This window comes from Lachnospiraceae bacterium GAM79 (assembly GCA_020735665.1).
GTDB lineage: Bacteria > Bacillota > Clostridia > Lachnospirales > Lachnospiraceae > Coprococcus.
The window spans coordinates 2,391,450-2,416,070 of sequence record CP085928.1 but is presented as its reverse complement, the minus strand read 5'-3'; the positions used below and the strand labels follow the sequence as shown (position 1 = coordinate 2,416,070).

The following is a 24,621-nucleotide window of genomic DNA, read 5'->3' as shown; positions in this document are numbered from 1 at the left end:
TAAAGAGGTCGTACATATAAATGACAGAATGGAGAAGCTATGAATCTGGTAAAAATCTGTGGAATCACAGAAGAACAGGAAGTTGAATATGTAAATGAAGCCGGCGTGGATTTTATGGGAATGGTGATGTTCTTTCCGAAAAGCAAGCGGAATATCACAGTAGAAAAAGCATCTTCCCTTATAAAAAAACTGAACCCTGCGGTCACATCCGTAGCGGTAACGGTAGAACCGACGCTCGATCAGATCCGGGAGATCGAAGCTGCCGGAATCCAGATGATCCAGATTCATGGGGATATCAGCCAGGAACTGCTGCAGGAGATCCATATTCCTGTTATCAAAGCATTTAATGTACATGATCTGTCTTCTTATGAGAAATATCATCAGGCTGATATAGTAAAAGGATATATCTTTGATGCACAGACACCGGGCAGTGGGAAGACCTTTGACTGGTCTGTACTTTCCGATATTCCGCACGATGAGAAGTTTGCACTTCTTGCTGGTGGTTTAAATCCTGACAATGTGGCAGAGGCATTTGCCGCAACTCATGTGGATGGTGCAGACACCAGCTCCGGTGTGGAGAACGACACCGGAATCGGCAAAGACCGGGAGAAGATCCTGAGATTTGTGGAGAATGTGAAGAATCAGTAGAAGATGTATTATTTCAGGCACTCTGTGGGCAGTGATACGTTTTTGAGCAGACATTGGTTATTTTCATTGACTGCTTGAAAGGTATCATGCTTATAGGGTGCTGTTTTATTGTGCGATTTGCAGCAATGCTTTTCGTATGTCATCCAGATAATTTCTTCCGACCGTCTGGGTCTGTTTATTTGCAAGATAGATCGTGGAGCCGGATAAGGAGGTGACATGATTTATATTGACAATGCAGGATTTGTGACACCGTATAAATGGTTCGGGCAGATGCTGTTCCATGTTTTTCAGCGAGGTTCGTTCTGTGTATAAGCCGGAAGCTGTTGTGATGCAGCAGTCATGCCCCAGCCTGCTTATGGAAATGATATCATTGAACGGAATCCGTGTGATGTTATTGTCCTTATGCAGGCAATAATAGTCTGAAGAATGCAGTGAAATATACTGATCCAGGCAACGTTCGATCGCTTCAGGTGAAACAGGTTTTAATAAATAGTTGATCGCCTGTGCCTGATATCCGTCAAAGACATATTCACGGAAGGCTGTAAGAAAAATAATATCTCCTTGATATCCGTTTTTCCTTAATTGTGTACAGATATCGATTCCATTTTTGATGTGATCATCGGCAGGTATATTCGTGTCGGCATTTTTCAGTTCAATATCGGAAAACAGCAAATTACAATCTTTCATAAATGCTGATCCTAAAATAGAAGTTTCATCGTGAAACCATTTGACAGAAACAGCATATTCCTTTTTCTCAGCCCAGTTATGTATAACTTCCGCTAATTGTTTATAATGTTTTGGAATGTCTTCCAGTACAGCGATATTTATATTCATCCGATTGGTTCATCCTTTCATTTAAGTGGCAATAATATCTGGATCATAAAGGTATCCGTCGTTGGTTGAATGTTAAAAATACCGTTATGATCGTTTACAATACTTTGGATTCTCGACAGCCCCAATCCATGTTCGGGTGTATCCTCTATGGTTTTCGTTGATAGGAAATGATTCTTCTTATCTATTCTGTAATATCCATTTGTCCGGTTGCTTATGACGATGGAAAGCATATTCTGAAATGGTTTCATCGAAAAATCAATCGAGCGTTGTTCTGTTTCCGGAAGCTGTTCACATGCTTCGATGGCATTGTCAAATAAATTACCAAGTAAGGAACATAATTCAATATCCGATAGCGGAATGCTGTCCGGCAGAAATACCGAGTATTCAACCTGAATCTGTGCAGATTTACATTGAATCAGTTTATTTGTGAGGATGCTGTCTACCGTGGAGTTGCCGCTCGCAAGAATGTAGTGGTTGTTATTTACGGTTGCGGTCAGGTCCCGGATAAATGCCTCTGCTTCCGGATATGCATGATTTACCATCAGGGCGTGAAGGGTGTCCAGATGATTGCTGATGTCATGCTTCAGATAGCGAAGCTCTGATATGGAGCTGATGATCTGGTCGTATTGCTTACGCTCCATTTCTGATAGGAGCTGTTGTCTGGACAACTGGATATTTTTCTCACGTTCTATGCCGAGATGGTACAGGTATATTGTCAGGGAGACAAATAAGATCAAGATCAGGAAACAGATGGCAGACAGAAGATCTGCATAGGTTTCCGGGCTTCCGGTATGGATATTTACCTGACCGGCAACGATAAGATTTTCAATCACGATGCATAAGACTGACAACAGAACGAAGATTATTTTTTCTGTTCGTGAGAGCTTGAAGGCTCTGGATGAGAAACAGAGCAGAATGGATGTCAATACCGTAAGGGTCAGAAGATACAGGATTGTAACCGGGCTTTGTACTGCATGATCCGTCAGCATCCCATCGGCATCTGTGTGCAGCCATTCCACAGGGAATATGGTCGCTGTGAATTTGGAAGCAAGTTCTACTATGCAGAATATAACGACCCAGAACAGATTGCTGATCTGGAACGTAAAGAATATACAGGTATACAGGTAATGTAAGACCAATAGTATAGTCAGGGATTTGATGATAACGGGAGCCTGCATGACATCCAGTAATAAGGCACATTCTGCCAATACGAGAACCGACAGGATCTGTAACAGATAAGAATATCTGAAGCTTCGCCGGTTTAATTTTCCATTTGCAAGTATCAGAAAAAGAAATGATACCCAGATATTTATAATAAATTCTGCAATATAGTCACTCAAAAATATCCCCTCGCTTTTCCATATCGTTTATATCCATTTCGATAAATCTACACTTCTACAATATTTATTGTAACATACCAGCCTTTCCTGTGAAGACTATAATTTCATTTCCGTATGTTGTTTGCATCCGGCAGGATGTTGTTTGCGCCGGCGCGTCTTGAACAGGGGAATGTGGATGATATGATGATGAAAAACCATTTACCTGCAAGGGATGATTTTTCAAGTGTATGGGGTGAGAGGTGGCTGCAAAATCATTTACTTGCATGGTTATTTAGGAAGGAGGGCATATCTATGATATTCGGACATGTATTAAAGAAACACATAAGCATGAATCCTGTCATATCCGGGTTGTTATTGTTGGGCGTTGTCATATGTGTATATTGCATCAGTATCATGCTGGGTTTGGCAGTTGGACAGTATCAGTTGGCTACCTGTAGCAATACGGAAGCATCTCTGACGATCGATATAGACGAGAAAAACGGTATAAATATGGATGAGATGTCTGCATATCTGAACAGCATCTCAAAAAAAGGGATGGTAAATGTATTATATTTCACAAGGTTGGAAAGTAAAAAAATATTGGTAGGCTGGGATGGAACAAAAGGAAACAATTGGTTTCCAATTACTTCAGGAAGTTTTTTTAACAAAGAGGAACAGGCAGCAGGTGAATATGTTGGTTTTGTATCTGATAATATGAAAAATGCAATAGCCGGAAGTGGAAGTTTTGAGGCAGGAGAGCATACATATGAAGTAATTGGTATGGGCTGGATCGTTCCATGGTCCTTCGCTTCAGCCAGATCATCACAGTCACAGATCGACATTTTAGGGGAAGAAGCCGGTGAGGAAATGCAATATATGTTGATCCCATATAAATGTTATAAAGAAGAATTTCAACCGGAACAGATACTGGCGCAATTCAATTATGCATCTTATGAGGTTTTGCAGAAATATGCAGAAAAAATACAGGATATGTTTCCATCGACGCGGGTATATTTACCCGATAGCAATTCCAATGATGTGCTGGAAGAAGGACGGACGCAATATGAAATACTTGCATTTCTTTTGTGTATGATCGCCGGGATAACAGTGATCAGACTCATGGCAGAGTGGATCACAACTTATAAAAAAGAGATCACCGTTTTGTGGTTGTGCGGGATGCCAAAAGTACGGTGTATGTTATTGATATATGGACACTGGCTTTTATATTATGGCGTTGGCAGTATCATTGCGATTATTCTGCAATATCTGACATTTCCATTACTTCAATATGTCTATGGAAATGCATTCCCAATGCCTGACAGCCTGATATATATATTAGCTGTTATGTTTGGATTTTCGATATTATGCACGTTAAGACCGATGGGAAAGGTGGTTCGTTTATATACAAAGGGGGAGATCGTATGAATTTTCTTCGGATATGCAGGTATTTATATACAAAGAAGTTGTTTGGGGAGATTGTTTTATTCATTCAGTTGATATGTATGCTTGAAATGTCATTTGTTGTATTAAAACCGGTCGATTCATATCTGATGGAGAAAAAGCAGGTAAAAGCGGCATATACATTAGACTTTGATTCTATGGTTCATTTTAGCAAGAATAATTCAATATATGCGCAGGAAATGGCCGGAAATGGAACTGCGGCAAAAGAGATTTATGAGCTGCTGCGGGAGTCGAACGGTGTGAAAAAAGTAGATCGATGTGCATTTGAAAATGGTATTTATATGCAGACGGATGGGAAGATGTGCAGCGCAAATCTGGTTATGTATTCAAGCGAAATGTTAGATATTATCAGATTAAATATAGAACCGGAAATTCAGGAAAATGTATCAGCAGGATGCATTCCTATATTGGTTAGCAGTTCAATGGCAGAGGAATTACCGGTTGGAACAAGGACAGAAATCAGTCTTGCTTTTGATGATACAATAAAAATATCATGTGAAGTAGCAGGCATCTTGCAGAGAGACAGTGCAGTTCCGGTGGTTTTTAGTTACGGAGATACCATGGAATTGGGAGATATGGCAGTTCCATCGAAAGATTTATCGGAATACAGATTTATTGTATTTGGCAAGGCTATGGATGAATTATTTGATCATTTGACAAATGTTAATTTCCTGATAGAACCGGAAGAACATGTATCGGGAGAAAATCTGGCAACCTCTTTGCAAAGTAAAATGAGAAATTATGGAACTTTAAATACTTACCGTACGATAGCAGCAGGAGCTTTTAAGAATATGCTGGAAGAAAATGCATGGTATGTGCTTGCATTTGCTTTGTTGACCTTGATCGCAGTGTTTGGATATGGAGGGTATCTGTATCTTATGATCGCACAGAAGAAAAATGAGTTTGCGGTATTTTATATATTAGGAATGACAAGAAAGAAGATGATAGCGGTTATTTTCTCATCCGGTGCAATTTTGCTGGCAGTGTCATTTGGAATAGCGGCACTTTTATATCCATGGTTTACAAAAACGGTATTAAAAATACAGGAGAGTTACGGATACACAGGGATATTTAGTTATGGATTTTCAGCAGGTGTGCTTTTGTTCATTCTGCTATTGAGCATATGGATGGGATTCCGGCGAACCGGAAAACAGGCAGAGATCGAATTATTAAAGGGTGGTGACTGATATGATCGAATTAGAAAAGATTGAAAAAATATATAATGCAGGAAAAGCAACCGAGACGCATGCATTAAAGGATATTAATCTGAGAATAGAAGAGGGGGATATGGTTGCCATTACGGGACCTTCCGGTTCCGGAAAATCAACTCTGCTGCATATTATTGCGGGAATTGATTCGCCGAGTTCCGGAGAATATCGTTTTTGTGGGAAACTGGTTTCTGATATGTCTGATAAAGAAAGATGCAGAATACGCAATCAAAAGATAGGGATGATCATGCAGGATTTTGGACTTCTTGGAAACGATACAGTTCTGCGAAATGTATGTCTGCCCGAAGTGATCGGAGGACGATATAACCGCAAATTTGAAAATAAAGCAAAGGAGATATTGTCGGCTGTCGGGCTTTCAGGACTAGAGCAAAAAAAGACAAATCAGTTATCCGGTGGACAAAGACAGAGGGTTGCGATCGCCAGAGCATTGGCAATGGATGCAAAAATAATCATTGCAGATGAACCAACGGGAGCGTTAGATTCTGAAAATACCGATAGTCTTATGGATTTATTGTTGGAACTAAACAGACAGGGGATAACGATCATTATCGTATCGCATGATCCAAAGGTTGCGATGCGGTGTCCGATCCGGTACAGGATAGAGGATGGAAGAATTGAATGAGTATATTTATCACCTGAAAATTGTTGAGTTTATAAAAATTACCACCTGAAAAATGTTATAGACGAACAAATTACCACCTGAAAAATGTTGATAAAATATAAATAAAAGCATATAATATTGGCATAACTGCTACGGATAAGTGCAAAGGTGGTATGAAGTTATGGAAAGAGATTTATTTATAAAGTTAGAAAAATGGAAGGATAAGAAAAAAAGAAAACCTTTAATTATCCAAGGTGCCAGACAAGTTGGAAAAACATGGATTATGAAGGAATTTGGTGCGCGATATTTTAAGAATACAGTATATATTAACTTTGATAATAATGAAATTATGAAAAGGGTATTTCAAATTGATTTTGATATTGCGCGTATTGTATCTGCTATTAAAATTGAGTATGGAAAAAGTTTTGAAGCAGCAGATACATTGATTATATTTGATGAAATACAAGAAGCGCCTGAGGCTCTTACATCGTTAAAATATTTTTATGAAAATGCACCACAATATGCCATAATTGCTGCAGGATCATTATTAGGAGTAGCACTTCATAGTGGTACTTCATTTCCTGTTGGAAAGGTAGACTTCATGCAGCTTTATCCTTTGAATTTCAGCGAGTTTTTATGCGCAAATGGTGAAAATGAGTTGGCAAAATTATTACAATCGCGTGATTATGAAATGATAAATGCCTATTCTATAAAATATACGGAGCTATTAAAAAAATATTACTATATAGGTGGAATGCCAGAAGTTATTCAAACATATTTAGATACAGATGACTTTAATGAAGTAAGAGAAATCCAGAAGAATTTACTGAAGTATTATGAAGAGGATTTTAGTAAGCATGCACCCAGAGATGTAATTCCAAGAATTATGATGGTATGGAATTCTATTCCGGCTCAGCTTGCAAAAGAAAATCGTAAGTTTATTTATGGTTGTGTGAGGGAAGGCGCCAGAGCAAAGGATTTTGAATTAGCAATCCAGTGGTTGGAAGATGCCGGTTTGATTATAAAAAGTTATCGTGTTAGTAAACCGGATATTCCTTTGATTGCATATATGGAGATGAGCAGCTTCAAGATGTTTATGATTGATGTAGGGCTTCTTGGGGCAAAGGGAAATATTGCAGCAAAAGTGTTGCTGGATGGGTGTAGAATTTTTGAAGAATTTAAAGGAGCATTGACAGAACAGTTTGTTGCACAGCAGTTAAAAGCAGCTGATAGAGAATTGTATTATTACTCTACAGAAAATTCCAGTGGGGAGATTGACTTTTTGATACAACAGGAGATGCAGTGTATTCCTATTGAGGTAAAAGCAGAAGAAAACCTACGAGCAAAGAGTTTGCGAGCTTTTTGTGAAAAATATAAACCTGAAATGGCAATACGATCTTCTATGTCGAAATTTAGAAAACAAGATTGGATGGTGAATGTTCCATTGTATATGCTGGATCAATTTCTCAGCACCCTATGAGTAACCATAGGGTGCTTTCAGAAATTTACTTCAACACCGTGCCATCTGCAAGAGTGATGGTGTAGCCGTTGAAATTGATCGTGCCATTATTGGTAAGGCTGCTGATCGTGCAGTTACCAGTCAGATTCCAGGTGCTTCCGGAATCAATCGTAACAACGGCATTGTCGGAGACAGCAGTACCACCATCGGCATTATCGATAATGTTGATCGTTCCGTTAAAGGTGCTGTTATCAGATAATGTCATATCAAGCGTGGAGATCGTATCCACAACGATATCACCGTCTAAGGTCTGGTCGCTTGCGGAAAATGTTACCTGTGCGCCATTTGCTCCAGCGGTACCCCAGCCATGGGAAGCGGAGTTGCCGCAAATATTCATCAGGTAGCTGTCGCTGTCTTTATTTGTGATCGTTCCATCGGAAAGAGAGATCACACAATTCGTATTTGTAATGTAAATATCGCTGCACGAGGATTAGAGTGGAAACGACTTACGAAATAATAGGTAGATGATATAGATGTACAGGAACTATTTAATTTACTTGTATTCTAAAAGGGAATCCTTAAACGAACTTTAAAACAGAGAAAAATACTGTCGGTGACAAGATAAAAATTCGCTTACCTGTATGCGCGGTTATAAAACAATCCGTTTCTTGTGTTGAAATACAAAAATGGAAGGATACATTACTATTATGCAGCAAGCCTTTTCTAACGCCGGTTCTTAGTGAGCCGCCAAAGGCGGGGAACTTAGCACCGTTGCGTTAGAATAGAGTGCAAACGTCTTGCGTAATAATGGGTAATGTGTTCTTCCATTTTTAAGATTCGGAAAAACGGATTGTTTTATAACTGTGCGTAAAAAAGAGCATAAAAAATCGGCGCGACAGGATTTGAACCTGCGACCTCTTCGTCCCGAACGAAGCGCTCTACCAAGCTGAGCCACGCGCCGAAAGAAAATCCATACTCAAATGTATGGATCTCAATACCTGTATTAGTATAAATATTTATTCTGAAAAAAGCAAGTGTTTTATTTGAAAGAATGAAAAATAATAAAAAAATGTGCAATACTAGCCGTTTGTCCAGTGTACAGTGCGCCAAAACAAGTGATATAATGAGTGAATAACCCCGGCAAGCAATTACACAGCATGCCTGCTAGCAGGCAAAGCTGTGTAATTATTTGCCGGGCAAACAGACATGAGCATGAAGGACGAAAGTCCGGAAAGCGAATGGCTGAGGCGATTTCGGGAGTTCGAAGAACGGAGAAATCGTAGTTATTCACGGAGAAGAAACATGAGCATGAAGGACGAAAGTCCGGAAAGCGAATGACTGAAGCGATTTCGGGAGTTCGAAGAACGGAGAAATCGTAGTTATTCACGGAGAAGAAATAAGCGGATGACAGCATGCCTGCTAGCAGGCAAAGCTGTGTAATTATTTACACTATATAAAAATTACGAAAGGAACAGCGGTTATGAACGGAAATCCATCAATAGAAAAAGGCGACTATATCAAACCGAAAAAAGCCTGGCGGTTGTTGAAGACGGCAGACGATGAGAACGTAACCGCATATATATTTGGAGTCAGCGGAACCGGAAAAAGTGAGTTGATCACCCATTATCTGGGTAAGAGAAAATACAACCTGTTCCATGCAGGAGAAATAACGGCAGAGGACCTTGAGATCCCGGAGGAAACAGCCAGAAAGATTGTTGTGATCGATGATATACATGAGCTTACATGGGAAGAAGATGATGAACTCCGAAACGCAATTTTTAATTTAATTATAAGAGAGGATATCTGGATGATCCTGGCAGGCAGATGTCCTGTTCCCCCATGGCTTTCAACACTGCGCTTCCGGGAAGGATTTTATATTATAGATGAAAGCATGCTTATTATGGATATGCCGTCAATCTTGAAATATATAGAACTGACACAGATGGTTCTGACTGAAGAGCAGAAGAAGCGACTGGCAAGAGAAACCTATGGTATGCCATTTGCATTAAGCGTAGCAACAACCATGTACTACGAACTGGGATATGAAAATGGATTGTCCGATCCGGAGTACGACGAGTACTCAAGAAAAGTAACAGAGCAGATGTGGAATTATCTGGAGTTCCATGTATACGATAATTGGGATATCCAGATGCAGGATTTTCTGATGAAAATATCGATCGTAGATACATTTACCATACGGCTGGCTGAGATGATCACGGGAGCGAATGATGCAGAGAATCTGATCGAGCATGCAAGATGGATGGGTAATTTCTTAGATGAACAGATGGGAGCAAACGGAGAAAAAATCTATAAGCTTCGAGATCATATGCGGTTATCCATGTTGCGCAGAATGAACAGAAAATATACAAAAGAACAGATAAAAAATGTATATGAAAATGCAGGATTGTTTTATCAGTTAGCAGGCAGACCTTTACAGGCACTTGAAATGTACGAGAAAGCAGACGCGATGGAACGAATGGTATCTATTCTGATCGATAATGCAAGAAAATCAGCAAACAGTGCGTATTATTATGAATTGAAGAAATATTATCTTGCGTTGTCGGAGGAGATCGTGAAGAAAAGTCCGGAGCTTATGTGTGGCATGAGTATGCTGCAATCGCTGTTGTTGAATCCGGAGGAAAGTGAACGCTGGTATTCGGAGCTGCAGGCATTTGCAGACAGTCATCAGGGCAGTATTCGAAAGGTAGCAAAGAATAATCTGCTGTATCTGGAGATCGGATTGCCTCATAGAGGTTCAGCAGATATGATAAGTATTATGAAGAATGCATATCGACTGGTATTTGACAGGCAGGCGACATTGGGCGAATTTTCAGTTACTTCTAACCAACCGTCTATGATGAATGGAGGGAAAGATTTCTGTGAATGGAGCAGAAGGGATCGCGAACTGGCAGGGAAGATAGGTAAGCTTGTGGAATTTGTTCTTGGCAAATACGGCAAAGGGCTGATCAATCTGGCATTGGCAGAGAGCTTTTTTGAAAAAGGCGAAGACAATTACGAGGTGGCTGTCCTTGCAAATAAAGGTCGTATGCAGGCAGAAGCCGGAGGCAAGATTGAACAGTGCTTTGTAGCTGACGGTATCCTTGCATGGCTTCATATTATAAACGGAAAAGTTCAGGAGGCAGAAGAAGTTCTCCGAAGCTTTTATGAGAAAGCTGAAAAGGAGGGGGCAGTAAAGCTGTTGCCGAACATACAGACATTTCTTGCCCGATGTGCACTGTATAAGGGCGAATGGGCAGAAGTAAACCGGTGGATGGATCAGACGGTAGATGAGAATGTGGAATTTTCAATCTATGACAGATTTATTTATCTTACAAAGGTTCGGGTATACATTCAACGAGGCAAATATGAACAGGCATACAGTTTATTGGTGAAGCTTCAATATTATGCCGAAGTCATGAAACGTACTTATATTCAGATCGAGTGCAGATTACTGATGGCGATCACGATGTATCGTATGGGAAATAAAGCCTGGCGGGAAGAATTGCAGGCAGGGATAAAGGAAGCGGCAGATTATCATTTTGTAAGAGTGATTTCCAGAGAGGGAGCAGCTGTCTATCCGCTGCTTCAAGCATTGCCGTTTGTACCGGAAGAGGTGGAAGATGATCCGAAACTTATAAAAAAGAATCGTCAGTATCATAGACAGGTGATGAAAGAGACAGAGAGTGTTGCAAGATCATATCCGGGATATCTGAAAATGGGAAAGGCAGAAGTCCGGATAAGTGAGACCGGTATCCGTATCATCAAACTTCTGGCAGAGGGATTCTCTAGGATCCAGATTGCGGAGCAGCTTAATATGACGGAGGCAAATGTAAAATATCATATGGCACAGACATATAAAAAACTGGGAGTAAAAGACAAAGCCGGCGCAGTTATGGAAGCGAAGAACAGGAATCTGATCTGATTCTGCATGTCATTTTTGGGGAAACAGCCTCGAAAATGGTAAAGAAATGGTAAAATAATGCAGAAAACAAGACATTTTTGCAAGGTGTATTGCAAATCCTGCGTTATTTATATAAACTAAACTATATATTGGTTTGGGGACAAATACAAAAGGGTTAAGGAGGAAAAAAGCATGGATGAGAAAGAAGTATACGGAAATGAGGTTCGCAAACTTCGTGACAGTATGGGTATGAATCGTAAAAAATTCTGCGATTATTATGGAATCCCATATCGTACCGTGCAGGATTGGGAGGCCGGAAAAAGAAAGATGCCGTCCTATGTGCTTCGGATGATGAAGTACGTTGCCGAGAAGGAACAGATGATAAGAGTATCATAAAGTTCCGATTAAAATGAAATGATCTGTATACAAGGGCAGTCAGAAAATGACAGACTTGTATGCAGATCATTTTTGCGTTATAAGAAGTAAGATGTTTTGCGGGTTTTGTTTGGAAGTACAGGAGTGGCAGATGCCATTTGGCTCTTGTGGCGGCATACCATTGAATTCTGATGGATGTCCATATATAATGGTGTGGAAAAAACGCCTAATGATAGACAAAGGCAGACTGTAGCACATAGGCCGAATTTGGAAACGGACAAGGAGATAAACAGATTTTTATGAGATTGAAAGAATATATACAGACAAAACGAATCATTGCAGACGGAGCATTTGGTACTTATTACATGTCATTATATGGAGATGGAAGTAAGCCGGAAAAAGGGCTTGCGATTTCAAATCTTCCGGAGCTTGCGAATATAACAGCACCGGAGCGGGTCATTGGCATCCACACCGAATACATAGAAGCGGGAGCACAGCTTATCCGCACGAATACATTTGCATCAAACACAAAGAGCCTTTTAAGTGATACAGAAGCGGTAAAAGAGAATATCCGGGCGGCAGTTACATGCGCGAAGGCAGCGGCAGAAAAGGCGGAGCATGAGATTTATATTGCAGGAGATATCGGCCCGATCCCCGCCGAGGGTGTACCGCATTCCGATAACCTGACGAAGGAATATATCATGATCGGAGAGACATTTATCGAGCAGGGAATCGACATTCTGTTATTTGAGACATTTCCGGAACTGGAAACGATTCTCCCGGCGATCGCATATCTGAAAGAGACACATGACTGTACGATTCTGGTACATTTCAGTGTCAATCAGTTCGGCTATAGCAATACAGGCCTGTCTGCGAAACGACTGATCGCGGATGCAGAGGCATGCAGATATATAGATGGCACCGGCTTAAACTGTGGTGTCGGACCGGGCCATATGAAGAAGCTGATCCGGAAGATATCGGCAGACGATGCTACATTCCTTTCGGTATTCCCGAACTCCGGTTATCCGAAATATCTGAATAACCGTCTGACCTTTACGGATAATGCAGAATATTTTGCGGAGAAAATATCAGAGATCGCAGAGTCAGGCATCTGCATCTTCGGTGGATGCTGTGGAACAACACCGGATTATATTCGGAAGATAGCAGCAGGGATATCACTGGATTATCCGGTTGGCAGCAGGGAAACAGTGGCAGAGGTAACTGTATCTTCGGAGAAACCGGCATATGGTTTCATGGAGCGTCGGGTGAAGGATCCGTCCCATAAGCTGGTTGCAGTCGAACTGGTTCCTCCGTTAAATGCAGATGATGAGAAGTTACTCGATGCAGCGCATATATTAAAGAATGCAGAAGTCGATGTCGTGACTTTCCCGGATTCTCCATCGGGAAGAACCAGAGCCGATTCGGTATTGATGGCAGAGAAGATAAGACTTGAGACAGGACTGTGCGTTATGCCGCATATTTGCTGCAGAGATAAGAATGCGATCGCGATCCGTTCCACGATACTTGGAGCAAGTCTGAACCATATCACGAATTTCCTTTTGCTGACAGGTGATCCGGTTCCCGTATTATTCCGTCAGACGACAAAGAGCGTGTTCAATTTCGACTCTGTAGGAATGATGAAGATCGTTCAGGAAATGAACAGTGATACATTTAGCGAGCACCCGGTTACATATGGCGGTGCAATCAATCATAACCGGATGAATACAAAGGCAGAGACAGAACGAATCCGAAGAAAGATGGCGGCAGGAGCAACATTTTTTATGACCCAGCCGATCTTTTCGGCAGAGCAGGCAGAGATTATAAGGCAGATGAAGAAAGAGACCGGAGCTACGATCCTTGTCGGACTGATGCCGCTTGTCAGCAGGAAAAATGCTGTCTTTATGAAGAATGAAATGACGGGTATCGAGATACCGGATTCAGTTATAGATCGTTACAGAGAGGATATGAACAGAGAAGAAGGAGAAAATTGTGGTATCCGGCTTGCCAGAGAATTCATGGCAATGACCGATGATTTTGCAGACGGATATTATTTTTCATTCCCATTTAACCGCGTTCATATGTTGAAAAAGATATTAGGATAATGATAGAAGTACGCCATTGCTAAGAATTTAGATGGTGGAAAGCTTACATGACAGATAAGACAGAAACAGAGGGATACAGATGAAGTCAGAAACGAAAAAAGGCACTCTGATGACAGAGGGAAGCATCGTAAAAAATATATTATTTTTTGCAATTCCACTAATATTAGGAAATCTGCTGCAACAGTTGTATAACACAGCAGATTCGATCATCGTTGGTAATTTTGTAGGAAAGAATGCACTTGCGGCAGTCGGCTCCAGTACATCGGTGATTTACCTGCTGATCGCATTCAGTCAGGGCGCTTCCGTAGGTGCAGGTGTTGTAGTTTCCCAGTATCTGGGCGCAAAGAAGAAAAAAGAGACAGAGGATGCTGTTCATACAGCCCTTGCGATATCTGTTATATTAGGCGTGATCCTTACGATCGGTGGTGTTCTGTTCAGCCGCAGACTTCTTTTGTGGATGCATACCCCGGAAGAAGTATTTGACGGCGCAGTTCTCTATCTGCAGATTTATTCTGGTGGACTGTTATTCAATGTTCTATATAACATGGCAGCAGGCATCCTGAACGCAGGTGGTAATTCGAAGCGTTCACTGATCTACCTTGCGTATGCATCGGTTACAAATATCATCCTCGATCTGGTTCTGATCCGGGGCTTTGGCATGGGTGTAGAAGGCGCTGCGATCGCAACAGATATCAGTCAGGTGGTATCAAGTGTTCTTGCGACCGGTTATCTGATACGCGTAAAAGCAGATTACAGAGTTTCTCTGAGAAAGATAAAGATACATAGACAGATGGCAGGACGTATCGTGAAGATCGGACTTCCAACCGGAATCCAGAATATGGTCATTTCCCTGTCAAATATCCTTGTGCAGTCCAGTGTGAACGGATTCGGAGCAGATGCGGTAGCGGGATTTGGCGCATATCTGAAGATCGACGGCTTCAATATCCTTCCGGTTATGAGTATCAGCATGGCAGTTACGACATTTACCGGACAGAATTATGGAGCCGGAAAGATAGACCGGGTAAAGAAAGGCATGTGGGTGACGATCGCGATGGGATTGATCTATACGATCACCACAGGAATCCTGCTTCTGGTATTTTCAGACCCGTTGATGCGGTTATTCACAAATGATGATGCAGTCGTCGCATACGGAGAACTGGCGATGAAGTACTTCTGCCCGTTTTATTTCATTTTAAGTATCATGCACGGTCTGGCAGGAACCATCCGGGGGGCAGGAAAGAGTGTACCGCCAATGGTCGTACTGCTGACATCTTTATGTCTGTTCCGTATCGTGTGGATTCAGTTTATCCTTCCTACTTTCCATGATATTGACGGAATTTTTGTCTTATATCCGGTCTCATGGGCGTTCGGAGCGGTTCTTATGGTGCTCTATGCATGGAAGGGAAAATGGCTGCCTGCGGGCATAACAGATAAGCAATCAGCTTAAATTAATAAATTAACTTAATCCTTGGCAAAATTTAATAAATATAACCCTGCCGTTTTGTTGACTTTTTTATGATAATGGCGTATGATGTGGTGAACTGGAACGTTTATGCCCTGGGGGTAGTCTGTTCATTTTAATAATCTGTAGAGTTGTACAGAGAGAAAGAATATTTAATGTAGGAGGAAGAAAGATGAATCAAATGAAACGAAGTAAAATTGTGGCATTTTTACTTGCATTTGTATTAGTTATCAATACATTATTTGTTAATTTTTCAGGTGCAGTATTTGCCGATGATGATAGTATGACGATAACCAATCTGGTCGTTGAATACTATGATGAAGCAGCGGGGGCGTACAAGCCGTTAACTAGCGGAATAACGCTGAATGACCAGACGAAGGTGAGGATTAATTTCAACTGGCAGTTCCCGAATTCCTCAATGACAACAGCGGGAGGAGATTACATAACGAAGATCGATCTGGGCATTGATAATATCAGTATGGACAGTATCACAAATGTTCCGTTTAATGATACGACCAATACAGAGATGGGTAAATACAGTATAAACGGTAGCGAGTTCACACTTGTTATTAATAAGGATTATTATGATAACTATTCCAACCGTTCAGGAAAGGCAAGCCTGGATGGTGTGGTTTCGGTTAATAACGATGATAATAAAGCAAGCACGGATGCGACGATCGCTGTCAGCGGTAATAAATTTGACATTCATGTTGTATTTAATCAGGCAGAAAGTAATCTTGAAGTAGCGAAGAAGACTGTAGGTAAAGCAACTCTGAATGCTGACGGAACATTAAACCAGACATATCAGGTTGATATTACATGTAAGGATGACAATATTTCGGATCTTGTATTAAGTGATGAGGCTGGATCTGCATTATCCGGTGCCACAAATTTTGTTTATAATGGTACAACCTATGGTTCTCTGGCAGAACTGAGTACAGCCATTGGTTCAACAATGACAAAGAATCAGAAAATCAGCTTTACATATGATATGAAGGCTGATGCATCTGTTTTGGAACAGGGTACAAACCATTATACAGGAAGCGAGTCAAATAAATTCAAGACAGAATATACGACAAACAAAGGAAATCCTAAAACATCAGACAGTAATAGTGTTAATCTGGATCTTGATATGCCATCTGTTTCAAAGAACGGTACATATGACAGCACAACGGGAAAGGTTACTTGGAAGATAACTGTTACACCGGGAGTCGTTGGATGGGATAAGGTTGATATGTCCGGGGTTACAGATAAAGTGACAGAAATGCTTGGGGGTACTGCTCTCGGAGCATCTAAGGATATATCCTTTACCAAGAGTGATTTTACAACTACCGATAATAAGACATACACATATGAATATACAACAGATGTGTCGGCTGACGCACAGAGTTCTTCATCAAAGGTTACCGCACAGAACGATGTAACAAATATTCAATTTGATGGACACAAGTACAACACTTCTGCCGAAGTGGGAATTACAGAGTCAAACTGGGCAAAGAAATCTTATGCATCTTACGATGAAGCTTCAAAGATTCTGACATGGAAGATAGATGTGGATATACCAACAGGCGAAAATATTACAGATGTTGCGGTAAATGATAGTCTGTACGGTGCTTCAGGAAATCATGACTTCAATATCGGCAATCTGGAAGTTACACTGACTGATAACACCCATACAGATGCAACTATCCTGAAGTACACAGAAAAGAGTAACCAGCAGATGGATTCTGATGTACTGGAGACCACATATACAGACTTTAATAAACAAAATAATCTTACATTTAAGGATTCATATATTGCATCATTGCAGGCAAGCGGCTCTGCACATATGACATTGACCTTTAAGACTCACATAACAGATGAAGATCCAATAGGAACATATTCAAACAAAGGTGAAGTTCGATATAAGAGTAATGGAAAACAGGGTGTGATACCGGTATCTGCAGATTATAAATTCAAGGCTGTCAGCATTACGGATAAGAGAGCATTTTTTGCCGACGACGACAAAGAAACCATCCAATACAATGTATGGGTTGATTTCTCAAAGGACGATTCTATAACTCCGGAGGTTGGAAAGCAGATAATCTTTACAGATGAGATGCCGGACAACATGGTGCTGAAATCAGTTGATTATCTGGGTGCAGGACAGGTTGATGGCTGGTTTGATAACCATAATAACTATCAGAGCTCGCAGCTTGGTGTTACGGATACATCTGCAGAAGACGGAAAAGTTGTCTTTACTGTAACTTTATCACAGGAGATGATCGATAATATCAATAATGCTGCGCCGAACCAACGTGGTATATATGTCACATATACAGCCAAGGTAAAGGATGGAATGAAATTCCACAAGGGCGGAACTACTACATTTAAGAACAAGGTATCAGCTACTTATGACGGAACAAGTGTGGGAAAGAAGACGGTGTCGTCACAGCTGACACCGGGAAAACTTGTAGACAAACAGATGGAATATAATACCAGCAAGAGCGTTGATAAAATATTCTATACCGTTGATATTAATAAATGTGGATATGATCTGGCATCAGGTACAGATGTTCTTACTTGTGAGGATGATATGGGTACCAGCCTGATCCTTGATCCATCTACAGTCAAGATCAAGCAGATTGATGATGACGGAAATTCATCGGAGTGCAGTTCAGCGTCATTTTCGTATGATAAGCTGAATAACCGCATTACATTTAAGATTCCTGATGAAACACATATCCAGATCACATATACAGTAAAGCTGGCTCTTTATGGTGATGGAACTGCTGCGGATTCAGACAAGATTACATTTGAAAACAGTGGTAATACATTTACAGTGAAAGGCGTAGAAACTGTTGATACAAAGGATCAGGTTTCCAGATATAATTACGCATATTCATCAAAGGTACAGGGTGCCGGTGATACCGGATCTATAACATTGTTAAAGTATTACAGAGGAACCGATGGTAATATGAAACCATTGGGAGGATCCTCCTTTAAGATATACAGAGCAACATATGATGAAGCAACCGGATTATATACATATGACAGCAGTGCCACTCCGGAAAAGGAGAAGACACTGAGAGATGATGAGACGGAGTGGGTAATTGACAATCTCCGACTCGATATTGTATATGCATTGGTTGAGACAGGATCTCAGCTTGGATATAAGGTGAATCCGGATCCTATGTATTTTGTACTTCCGGGTGACGATTATAAGAAGGTACAGCAGACCTCCCAGTTGGAGAGGATTGTAACCAGCAGTTACCTGAGATATAACAACGAAAAAGGTAGTTTTCAGATAAAGAAGACTATAGATGGATCAACGAAAAATCTACAGAAGTATGAGGCGTTTACATTTGAACTTCAGGAGATAAATAAACCAAGTATCAGTTCTGTAAATGGTCAGAAAGAGATCACATATACAGACAAGACGTCTGGTGTAAACCAGCAGATTACGTCAAGCACTGCGACCGGTATTGGTGATTTCAATGTAATAGATTACACAGCCTCGGATATAGGAAAAGAATTTTATTACAAGATATCTGAGAAGAAAGGATCAAATTCGAATATTGCATACGATACATCCTTCTATGTTGCAACCGTAAGCGTGAAGCAGGATGCTACCACAGGAGAGATTTATTCAGATATAAACAGTATAGATAAGTATTCGGAAGATGGAATATTAATAGGTAATACTATTCCGGAAATGATCAGTTTCAATAATTCGGCAGATATGAGTGGCAGCCTGACTCTGACAAAGACAGTAAGTGGAGATAAGACATTTGCTGATGTTAAGGATGGTTTGAGCTTTGAAATAAAAGGACCGGGAAGCTACAGTGCAACCATAAAGGGCAAAGACCTGGATGCAACAACCAGAACAAAGACCCTTACTGGTCTTGTGCCGGGTCAATATACGATAACCGAGACAATAACGGATATTACAGGATTTAAGCATTCTACTAAATATACGGTTGGAAGTGGAAGCGAAAAAACCGGTAAAGTAGCAACTGCAACTGTAGAGGCAAAAAAGAATACAGAGGTAGACTTTGTTAATACCTATACAAAGAAGGCAGGAAGCCTGAAGCTGACAAAGACAGTAAGTGGAGACAAGACGCTTGCGGATGTAGCAGCGGATATCAGCTTTAAGATCACAGGCCCAGACAGCTACAGCAAGACCGTAACCGGAGCAGAACTGTTAACAGCAGGCGGCAGTGTACAGATTGATGGCCTTGCAGTAGGTGACTACACAGTAGTCGAAACTGTAGCAGGAATCACAGGTTATACATTGACAACCAGCCACAAGGTAGGAAGCGGAAGCAAAGTTGACGGAAAGACAGCAACGGCAGCTGTAACAGATGGAGCAACCAGCAACATAGAGTTTGTAAACAATTACAAGAAGCAGGTCGGCAGCCTGAAACTGACAAAGACAGTAAGTGGAGATAAGACACTCACAGATGTAGCATCAGATATCAGCTTTGAGATCACAGGCCCAGACAGCTACAGTAAGACCGTAACCGGAGCAGAACTGTTAACAGCAGGCGGCAGTGTACAGATTGATGGCCTTGCAGTAGGTGACTACACAGTAGTCGAAACTGTAGCAGGAATCACAGGTTATACATTGACAACCAGCCACAAGGTAGGAAGCGGAAGCAAAGTTGATGGCAAGACAGCAACAGCAGCCGTACCAAACGGCGGAACAGCAGAAGTAGCATTTACAAACAACTACAAGAAGCAGGTCGGCAGCCTGAAACTGACAAAGATAGTAAGTGGAGACAAGACACTCACAGATGTAGCAGCGGATATCAGCTTTAAGATCACAGGCCCAGACAGCTACAGCAAGACCGTAACCGGAGTAGAACTGTTAACAGCAGGCGGCAGTGTACAGATTGATGGCCTTGCAGTAGGTGACTACACAGTAGTCGAAACTGTAGCAGGAATCACAGGTTATACATTGACAACCAGCCACAAGGTAGGAAGCGGAAGCAAAGTTGATGGCAAGACAGCAACAGCAGCCGTACCAAACGGCGGAACAGCAGAAGTAGCATTTACAAACAACTACAAGAAGCAGGTCGGCAGCCTGAAACTGACAAAGATAGTAAGTGGAGACAAGACACTCACAGATGTAGCAGCGGATATCAGCTTTAAGATCACAGGCCCAGACAGCTACAGCAAGACCGTAACCGGAGTAGAACTGTTAACAGCAGGCGGCAGTGTACAGATTGATGGCCTTGCAGTAGGTGATTACACAGTAGTCGAAACTGTAGCAGGAATCACAGGTTATACATTGACAACCAGCCATAAGGTAGGAAGCGGAAGCAAAGTTGACGGCAAGACAGCAACAGCAGCCGTACCAAATGGCGGAACAGCAGAAGTAGCATTTACAAACAACTACAAGAAGCAGGTCGGCAGCCTGAAGCTGACAAAGACAGTAAGTGGAGACAAGACACTCACAGATGTAGCATCAGATATCAGCTTTAAGATCACAGGCCCAGACAGCTACAGTAAGACCGTAACCGGAGCAGAACTGTTAACAGCAGGCGGCAGTGTACAGATTGATGGCCTTGCAGTAGGTGATTACACAGTAGTCGAAACTGTAGCAGGAATCACAGGTTATACATTGACAACCAGCCATAAGGTAGGAAGCGGAAGCAAAGTTGACGGAAAGACAGCAACGGCAGCTGTAACAGATGGAGCAACCAGCAACATAGAGTTTGTAAACAATTATGCGAAGAATCCGGGAAGTCTGAAACTGACAAAGACAGTAAGTGGAGACAAGACGCTTGCGGATGTAGCAGCGGATATCAGCTTTGAGATCGCCGGATCAAACGGATATAGCAAGACGATAGCCGGAACAGAACTGGATGCAAGCGGAAGTTATACGATTGATAATCTTGCAAAAGGAACATATACGGTGACAGAGACTGTGACCGGATCAACAGGTTATACAGTCACTACTACTTACAAAGTAGATGGTGGAAGTACAGAAGCCGGAGCAACAGCAACAGCAGCCGTACCAAATGGCGGAACAGCAGAAGTAGCATTTACAAACAACTACAAGAAGCAGGTCGGCAGCCTGAAGCTGACAAAGACAGTAAGTGGAGACAAGACACTCACAGATGTAGCATCAGATATCAGCTTTAAGATCACAGGCCCAGACAGCTACAGTAAGACCGTAACCGGAGCAGAACTGTTAACAGCAGGCGGCAGTGTACAGATTGATGGCCTTGCAGTAGGTGATTACACAGTAGTCGAAACTGTAGCAGGAATCACAGGTTATACATTGACAACCAGCCATAAGGTAGGAAGCGGAAGCAAAGTTGACGGCAAGACAGCAACAGCAGCCGTACCAAATGGCGGAACAGCAGAAGTAGCATTTACAAACAACTACAAGAAGCAGGTCGGCAGCCTGAAGCTGACAAAGACAGTAAGTGGAGACAAGACACTCACAGATGTAGCATCAGATATCAGCTTTAAGATCACAGGCCCAGACAGCTACAGTAAGACCGTAACCGGAGCAGAACTGTTAACAGCAGGCGGCAGTGTACAGATTGATGGCCTTGCAGTAGGTGACTACACAGTAGTCGAAACTGTAGCAGGAATCACAGGTTATACATTGACAACCAGCCACAAGGTAGGAAGCGGAAGCAAAGTTGACGGAAAGACAGCAACGGCAGCTGTAACAGATGGAGCAACTAGCAACGTAGAGTTTATAAACAATTATGCAGAGAATCCGGGAAGCCTGAAGCTGACAAAGACAGTAACAGGAGATAGAAGCTTTGCAGATGTAAAAGGAACTATTAGCTTTGAGATCGCCGGACCAAATGGCTACAGTGAGACAGTATCAGGAACACAACTTGATACAAGCGGTAGTTACACGATCGATAATCTTGCAAAAGGAACTTATACGGTGAAAGAGACGACTACCGGACCAAACGGCTATACAGTCACTACTACTTACAAAGTAGATGGTGGAAGTACAGAAGCCGGAGCAACAGCAACAGCAGCCGTACCAAATGGCGGAACAGCAGAAGTAGCATTTACAAACAACTACAAGAAGCAGGTCGGCAGCCTGAAACTGACAAAGACAGTAAGTGGAGACAAGACGCTTGCGGATGTAGCAGCGGATATCAGCTTTAAGATCACAGGCCCAGACAGCTACAGCAAGACCGTAACCGGAGCAGAACTGTTAACAGCAGGCGGCAGTGTACAGATTGATGGCCTTGCAGTAGGTGACTACACAGTAGTCGAAACTGTAGCGGGAATCACAGGTTATACATTGACAACCAGCCACAAGGTAGGAAGCGGAAGCAAAGTTGACGGAAAGACAGCAACGGCAGCTGTAACAGATGGAGTAACCAGTAACGTAGAGTTTATAAACAATTATGCAGAGAATCCGGGAAGCCTGAAGCTGACAAAGACAGTAACAGGAGATAGAAGCTTTGCAGATGTAAAAGGAACTATTAGCTTTGAGATCGCCGGACCAAATGGCTACAGTGAGACAGTATCAGGAACACAACTTGATACAAGCGGTAGTTACACGATCGATAATCTTGCAAAAGGAACTTATACGGTGAAAGAGACGACTACCGGACCAAACGGCTATACAGTCACTACTACTTACAAAGTAGATGGTGGAAGTACAGAAGCCGGAGCAACAGCAACGGCAGCCGTACCAAATGGCGGAACAGCAGAAGTAGCATTTACAAACAACTATAAGAAGCAGGTCGGTAGCCTGAAGCTGACGAAGACAGTAAGTGGAGACAAGACACTCACAGATGTAGCATCAGATATCAGCTTTAAGATCACAGGCCCAGACAGCTACAGTAAGACCGTAACCGGAGCAGAACTGTTAACAGCAGGCGGCAGTGTACAGATTGATGGCCTTGCAGTAGGTGACTACACAGTAGTCGAAACTGTAGCAGGAATCACAGGTTATACATTGACAACCAGCCACAAGGTAGGAAGCGGAACCGAAGATAATGGCGATACAGCAACAGCAACTGTAGCAGATGGAACAACGATCGATGTCGAGTTCATAAACGATTACGCTAGAGAACTTACCTCTGTAACAGTTAAGAAGATATGGAACGATAATAACAATAAAGCCAATAAACGTGCACCATTTGTAAGCGTACAGCTTTATGCAGGAACAGCCGTTTCTGGTGTAGCAGCTCGGTTGGATGAGAATAATTCATGGACGCATACATGGACAAATCTTCCAAAGTATGATGATGCCGGACAGTTAATCTCATATAGCGTCAAGGAATTAAATGTACCGGCTGAATATACAGACAGCGTAACGACAGATCCTGTAACAGGCGAGATAACGATTACAAATACAAGAGTTGGAACTAAGGGCAAACTTGTACTTACAAAGATGGTTGTTGGTTCTGTAGATAAGACTACAGCAGCTAGCGCGATCGAGTTCAAGATTACAGATGAAGCCGGAAATGTCGAGACATATTCATTGAATGATTTCAAGTATGATGTGACTACAAAGCAGTATACATTGGAACTTGAAAAACCTGCTGGCAAATATACAGTAGAAGAAACCAAGTATGATATCGATGGATATGAGACTAAGAGCATCAAGTATGCGATTGGTACAGGACTTCAGAAGGATGGTAAGACAGTAGATGTTCAGGTAGAGATAGATGAGACAGTAGATGTAACATTTGTGGATACCTACGATGAGACCACAACTACAGAGACAACCACCGAAGATACTTCTGAGACGACAACTACAGAAAAGACTACGGAAGTTACATCTGAGAAAACGACTGAGGTAACATCGGAAGATACAACCGAAGTTACATCAGAGAAGACAACCGAAGTAACAACTACAGAGACAACAACAGAAACGACGACAGAGGAGACAGTAGATAAGCCAAAGACAGGTGATGATTCACCGATAGCTTTCCTTCTCATTATGATGTCAGTATCACTTGCAGGAGCAGGAACTGTTGTCTATAAGAAACGTAAGAATCAGAAATAATATCTGATAGCAAACAAAATTAAGACGCCGGACTGTCATAATTGACAGCCCGGCGTCTTTCGATAAGATTATCATATATATAAATAAGACAAGCCTGTCTGTGATGATGGCTGCTGTGATCAGTAATGACATTCATGTAGTTTCGTAATGAGATACACTCTAGCTGTCAGCATCAAGCCCTTGTTTGAACCCGTAAGGGTGAGTTGGGGCGACTGCTGACAAATAAGCGGGTGTATCGAATAGAAAC

13 protein-coding genes and 1 tRNA gene are annotated in these 24,621 nt (G+C 41.8%); 10 read left to right on the top strand and 4 right to left on the bottom strand.

Annotated elements, in window-relative coordinates; translation table 11 throughout:
- The first annotated feature begins 39 nt into the window (after positions 1 to 39).
- Positions 40 to 648 carry a phosphoribosylanthranilate isomerase gene (locus tag LK416_10885; GenBank protein UEA74155.1) on the top strand — a complete coding sequence of 203 codons (609 nt, stop codon included), beginning with the start codon at positions 40 to 42 and terminating at the stop codon, positions 646 to 648.
- A gap of 105 nt (positions 649 to 753) precedes the next feature.
- Here the strand turns inward: LK416_10885 and LK416_10880 are convergent, their stop codons facing one another.
- Both LK416_10880 and LK416_10875 read right to left on the bottom strand, forming a co-directional pair.
- The gene (locus LK416_10880) at positions 754 to 1,482 is read right to left on the bottom strand and encodes a LytTR family DNA-binding domain-containing protein (GenBank protein UEA74154.1); all 729 of its coding nucleotides are present in this window, start codon (positions 1,480 to 1,482) and stop codon (positions 754 to 756) included.
- Between the two features lie 17 nt (positions 1,483 to 1,499).
- Positions 1,500 to 2,822 carry an ATP-binding protein gene (locus LK416_10875; protein UEA74153.1) on the bottom strand — a complete coding sequence of 441 codons (1,323 nt, stop codon included), beginning with the start codon at positions 2,820 to 2,822 and terminating at the stop codon, positions 1,500 to 1,502.
- A 291-nt stretch (positions 2,823 to 3,113) separates the two neighbouring features.
- On the opposite strand from LK416_10875, the gene LK416_10870 reads away from it, so the two are divergent.
- From LK416_10870 to LK416_10855, 4 genes are all read left to right on the top strand, one after another.
- Positions 3,114 to 4,226 (top strand): FtsX-like permease family protein, encoded by a 1,113-nt coding sequence (locus LK416_10870; protein UEA74152.1) that lies wholly within the window; start codon positions 3,114 to 3,116, stop codon positions 4,224 to 4,226.
- Positions 4,223 to 5,449 (top strand): ABC transporter permease, encoded by a 1,227-nt coding sequence (locus tag LK416_10865; GenBank protein UEA74151.1) that lies wholly within the window; start codon positions 4,223 to 4,225, stop codon positions 5,447 to 5,449. The genes LK416_10870 and LK416_10865 overlap by 4 nt, the downstream gene beginning before the upstream one ends.
- 1 nt (position 5,450) lies before the next feature.
- Positions 5,451 to 6,113 (top strand): ABC transporter ATP-binding protein, encoded by a 663-nt coding sequence (locus tag LK416_10860; protein ID UEA74150.1) that lies wholly within the window; start codon positions 5,451 to 5,453, stop codon positions 6,111 to 6,113.
- Positions 6,114 to 6,273: 160 nt separating this feature from the next.
- Complete coding sequence (locus LK416_10855) at positions 6,274 to 7,572, top strand: AAA family ATPase (GenBank protein UEA74149.1); 1,299 nt, start codon at positions 6,274 to 6,276, stop codon at positions 7,570 to 7,572.
- Between the two features lie 25 nt (positions 7,573 to 7,597).
- Here the strand turns inward: LK416_10855 and LK416_10850 are convergent, their stop codons facing one another.
- Positions 7,598 to 8,002 carry a hypothetical protein gene (locus LK416_10850; GenBank protein ID UEA74148.1) on the bottom strand — a complete coding sequence of 135 codons (405 nt, stop codon included), beginning with the start codon at positions 8,000 to 8,002 and terminating at the stop codon, positions 7,598 to 7,600.
- A gap of 436 nt (positions 8,003 to 8,438) precedes the next feature.
- Positions 8,439 to 8,512: transfer RNA gene (locus tag LK416_10845), tRNA-Pro, on the bottom strand.
- A gap of 519 nt (positions 8,513 to 9,031) precedes the next feature.
- Between LK416_10845 and LK416_10840 the strand changes: the two genes are divergently transcribed.
- The 5 genes from LK416_10840 to LK416_10820 all read left to right on the top strand — a co-directional run bounded on the left by LK416_10840 (position 9,032) and on the right by LK416_10820 (position 24,374).
- Positions 9,032 to 11,473, top strand: a complete 2,442-nt coding sequence (locus tag LK416_10840) for a LuxR C-terminal-related transcriptional regulator (protein UEA74147.1) — start codon at positions 9,032 to 9,034, stop codon at positions 11,471 to 11,473.
- A gap of 171 nt (positions 11,474 to 11,644) precedes the next feature.
- Positions 11,645 to 11,848, top strand: coding sequence for a helix-turn-helix domain-containing protein (locus LK416_10835; protein ID UEA74146.1), 204 nt, complete (start codon positions 11,645 to 11,647; stop codon positions 11,846 to 11,848).
- 278 nt (positions 11,849 to 12,126) lie between these two features.
- On the top strand, positions 12,127 to 13,929 hold the full coding sequence (locus LK416_10830) for a bifunctional homocysteine S-methyltransferase/methylenetetrahydrofolate reductase (protein ID UEA74145.1): 1,803 nt from the start codon (positions 12,127 to 12,129) through the stop codon (positions 13,927 to 13,929).
- 79 nt (positions 13,930 to 14,008) lie between these two features.
- The gene (locus LK416_10825; protein UEA74144.1) at positions 14,009 to 15,376 is read left to right on the top strand and encodes an MATE family efflux transporter; all 1,368 of its coding nucleotides are present in this window, start codon (positions 14,009 to 14,011) and stop codon (positions 15,374 to 15,376) included.
- A 187-nt stretch (positions 15,377 to 15,563) separates the two neighbouring features.
- Positions 15,564 to 24,374: a DUF5979 domain-containing protein gene (locus LK416_10820; protein ID UEA74143.1), complete on the top strand. Its 8,811-nt coding sequence runs from the start codon at positions 15,564 to 15,566 to the stop codon at positions 24,372 to 24,374.
- Positions 24,375 to 24,621 lie beyond the last annotated feature (247 nt).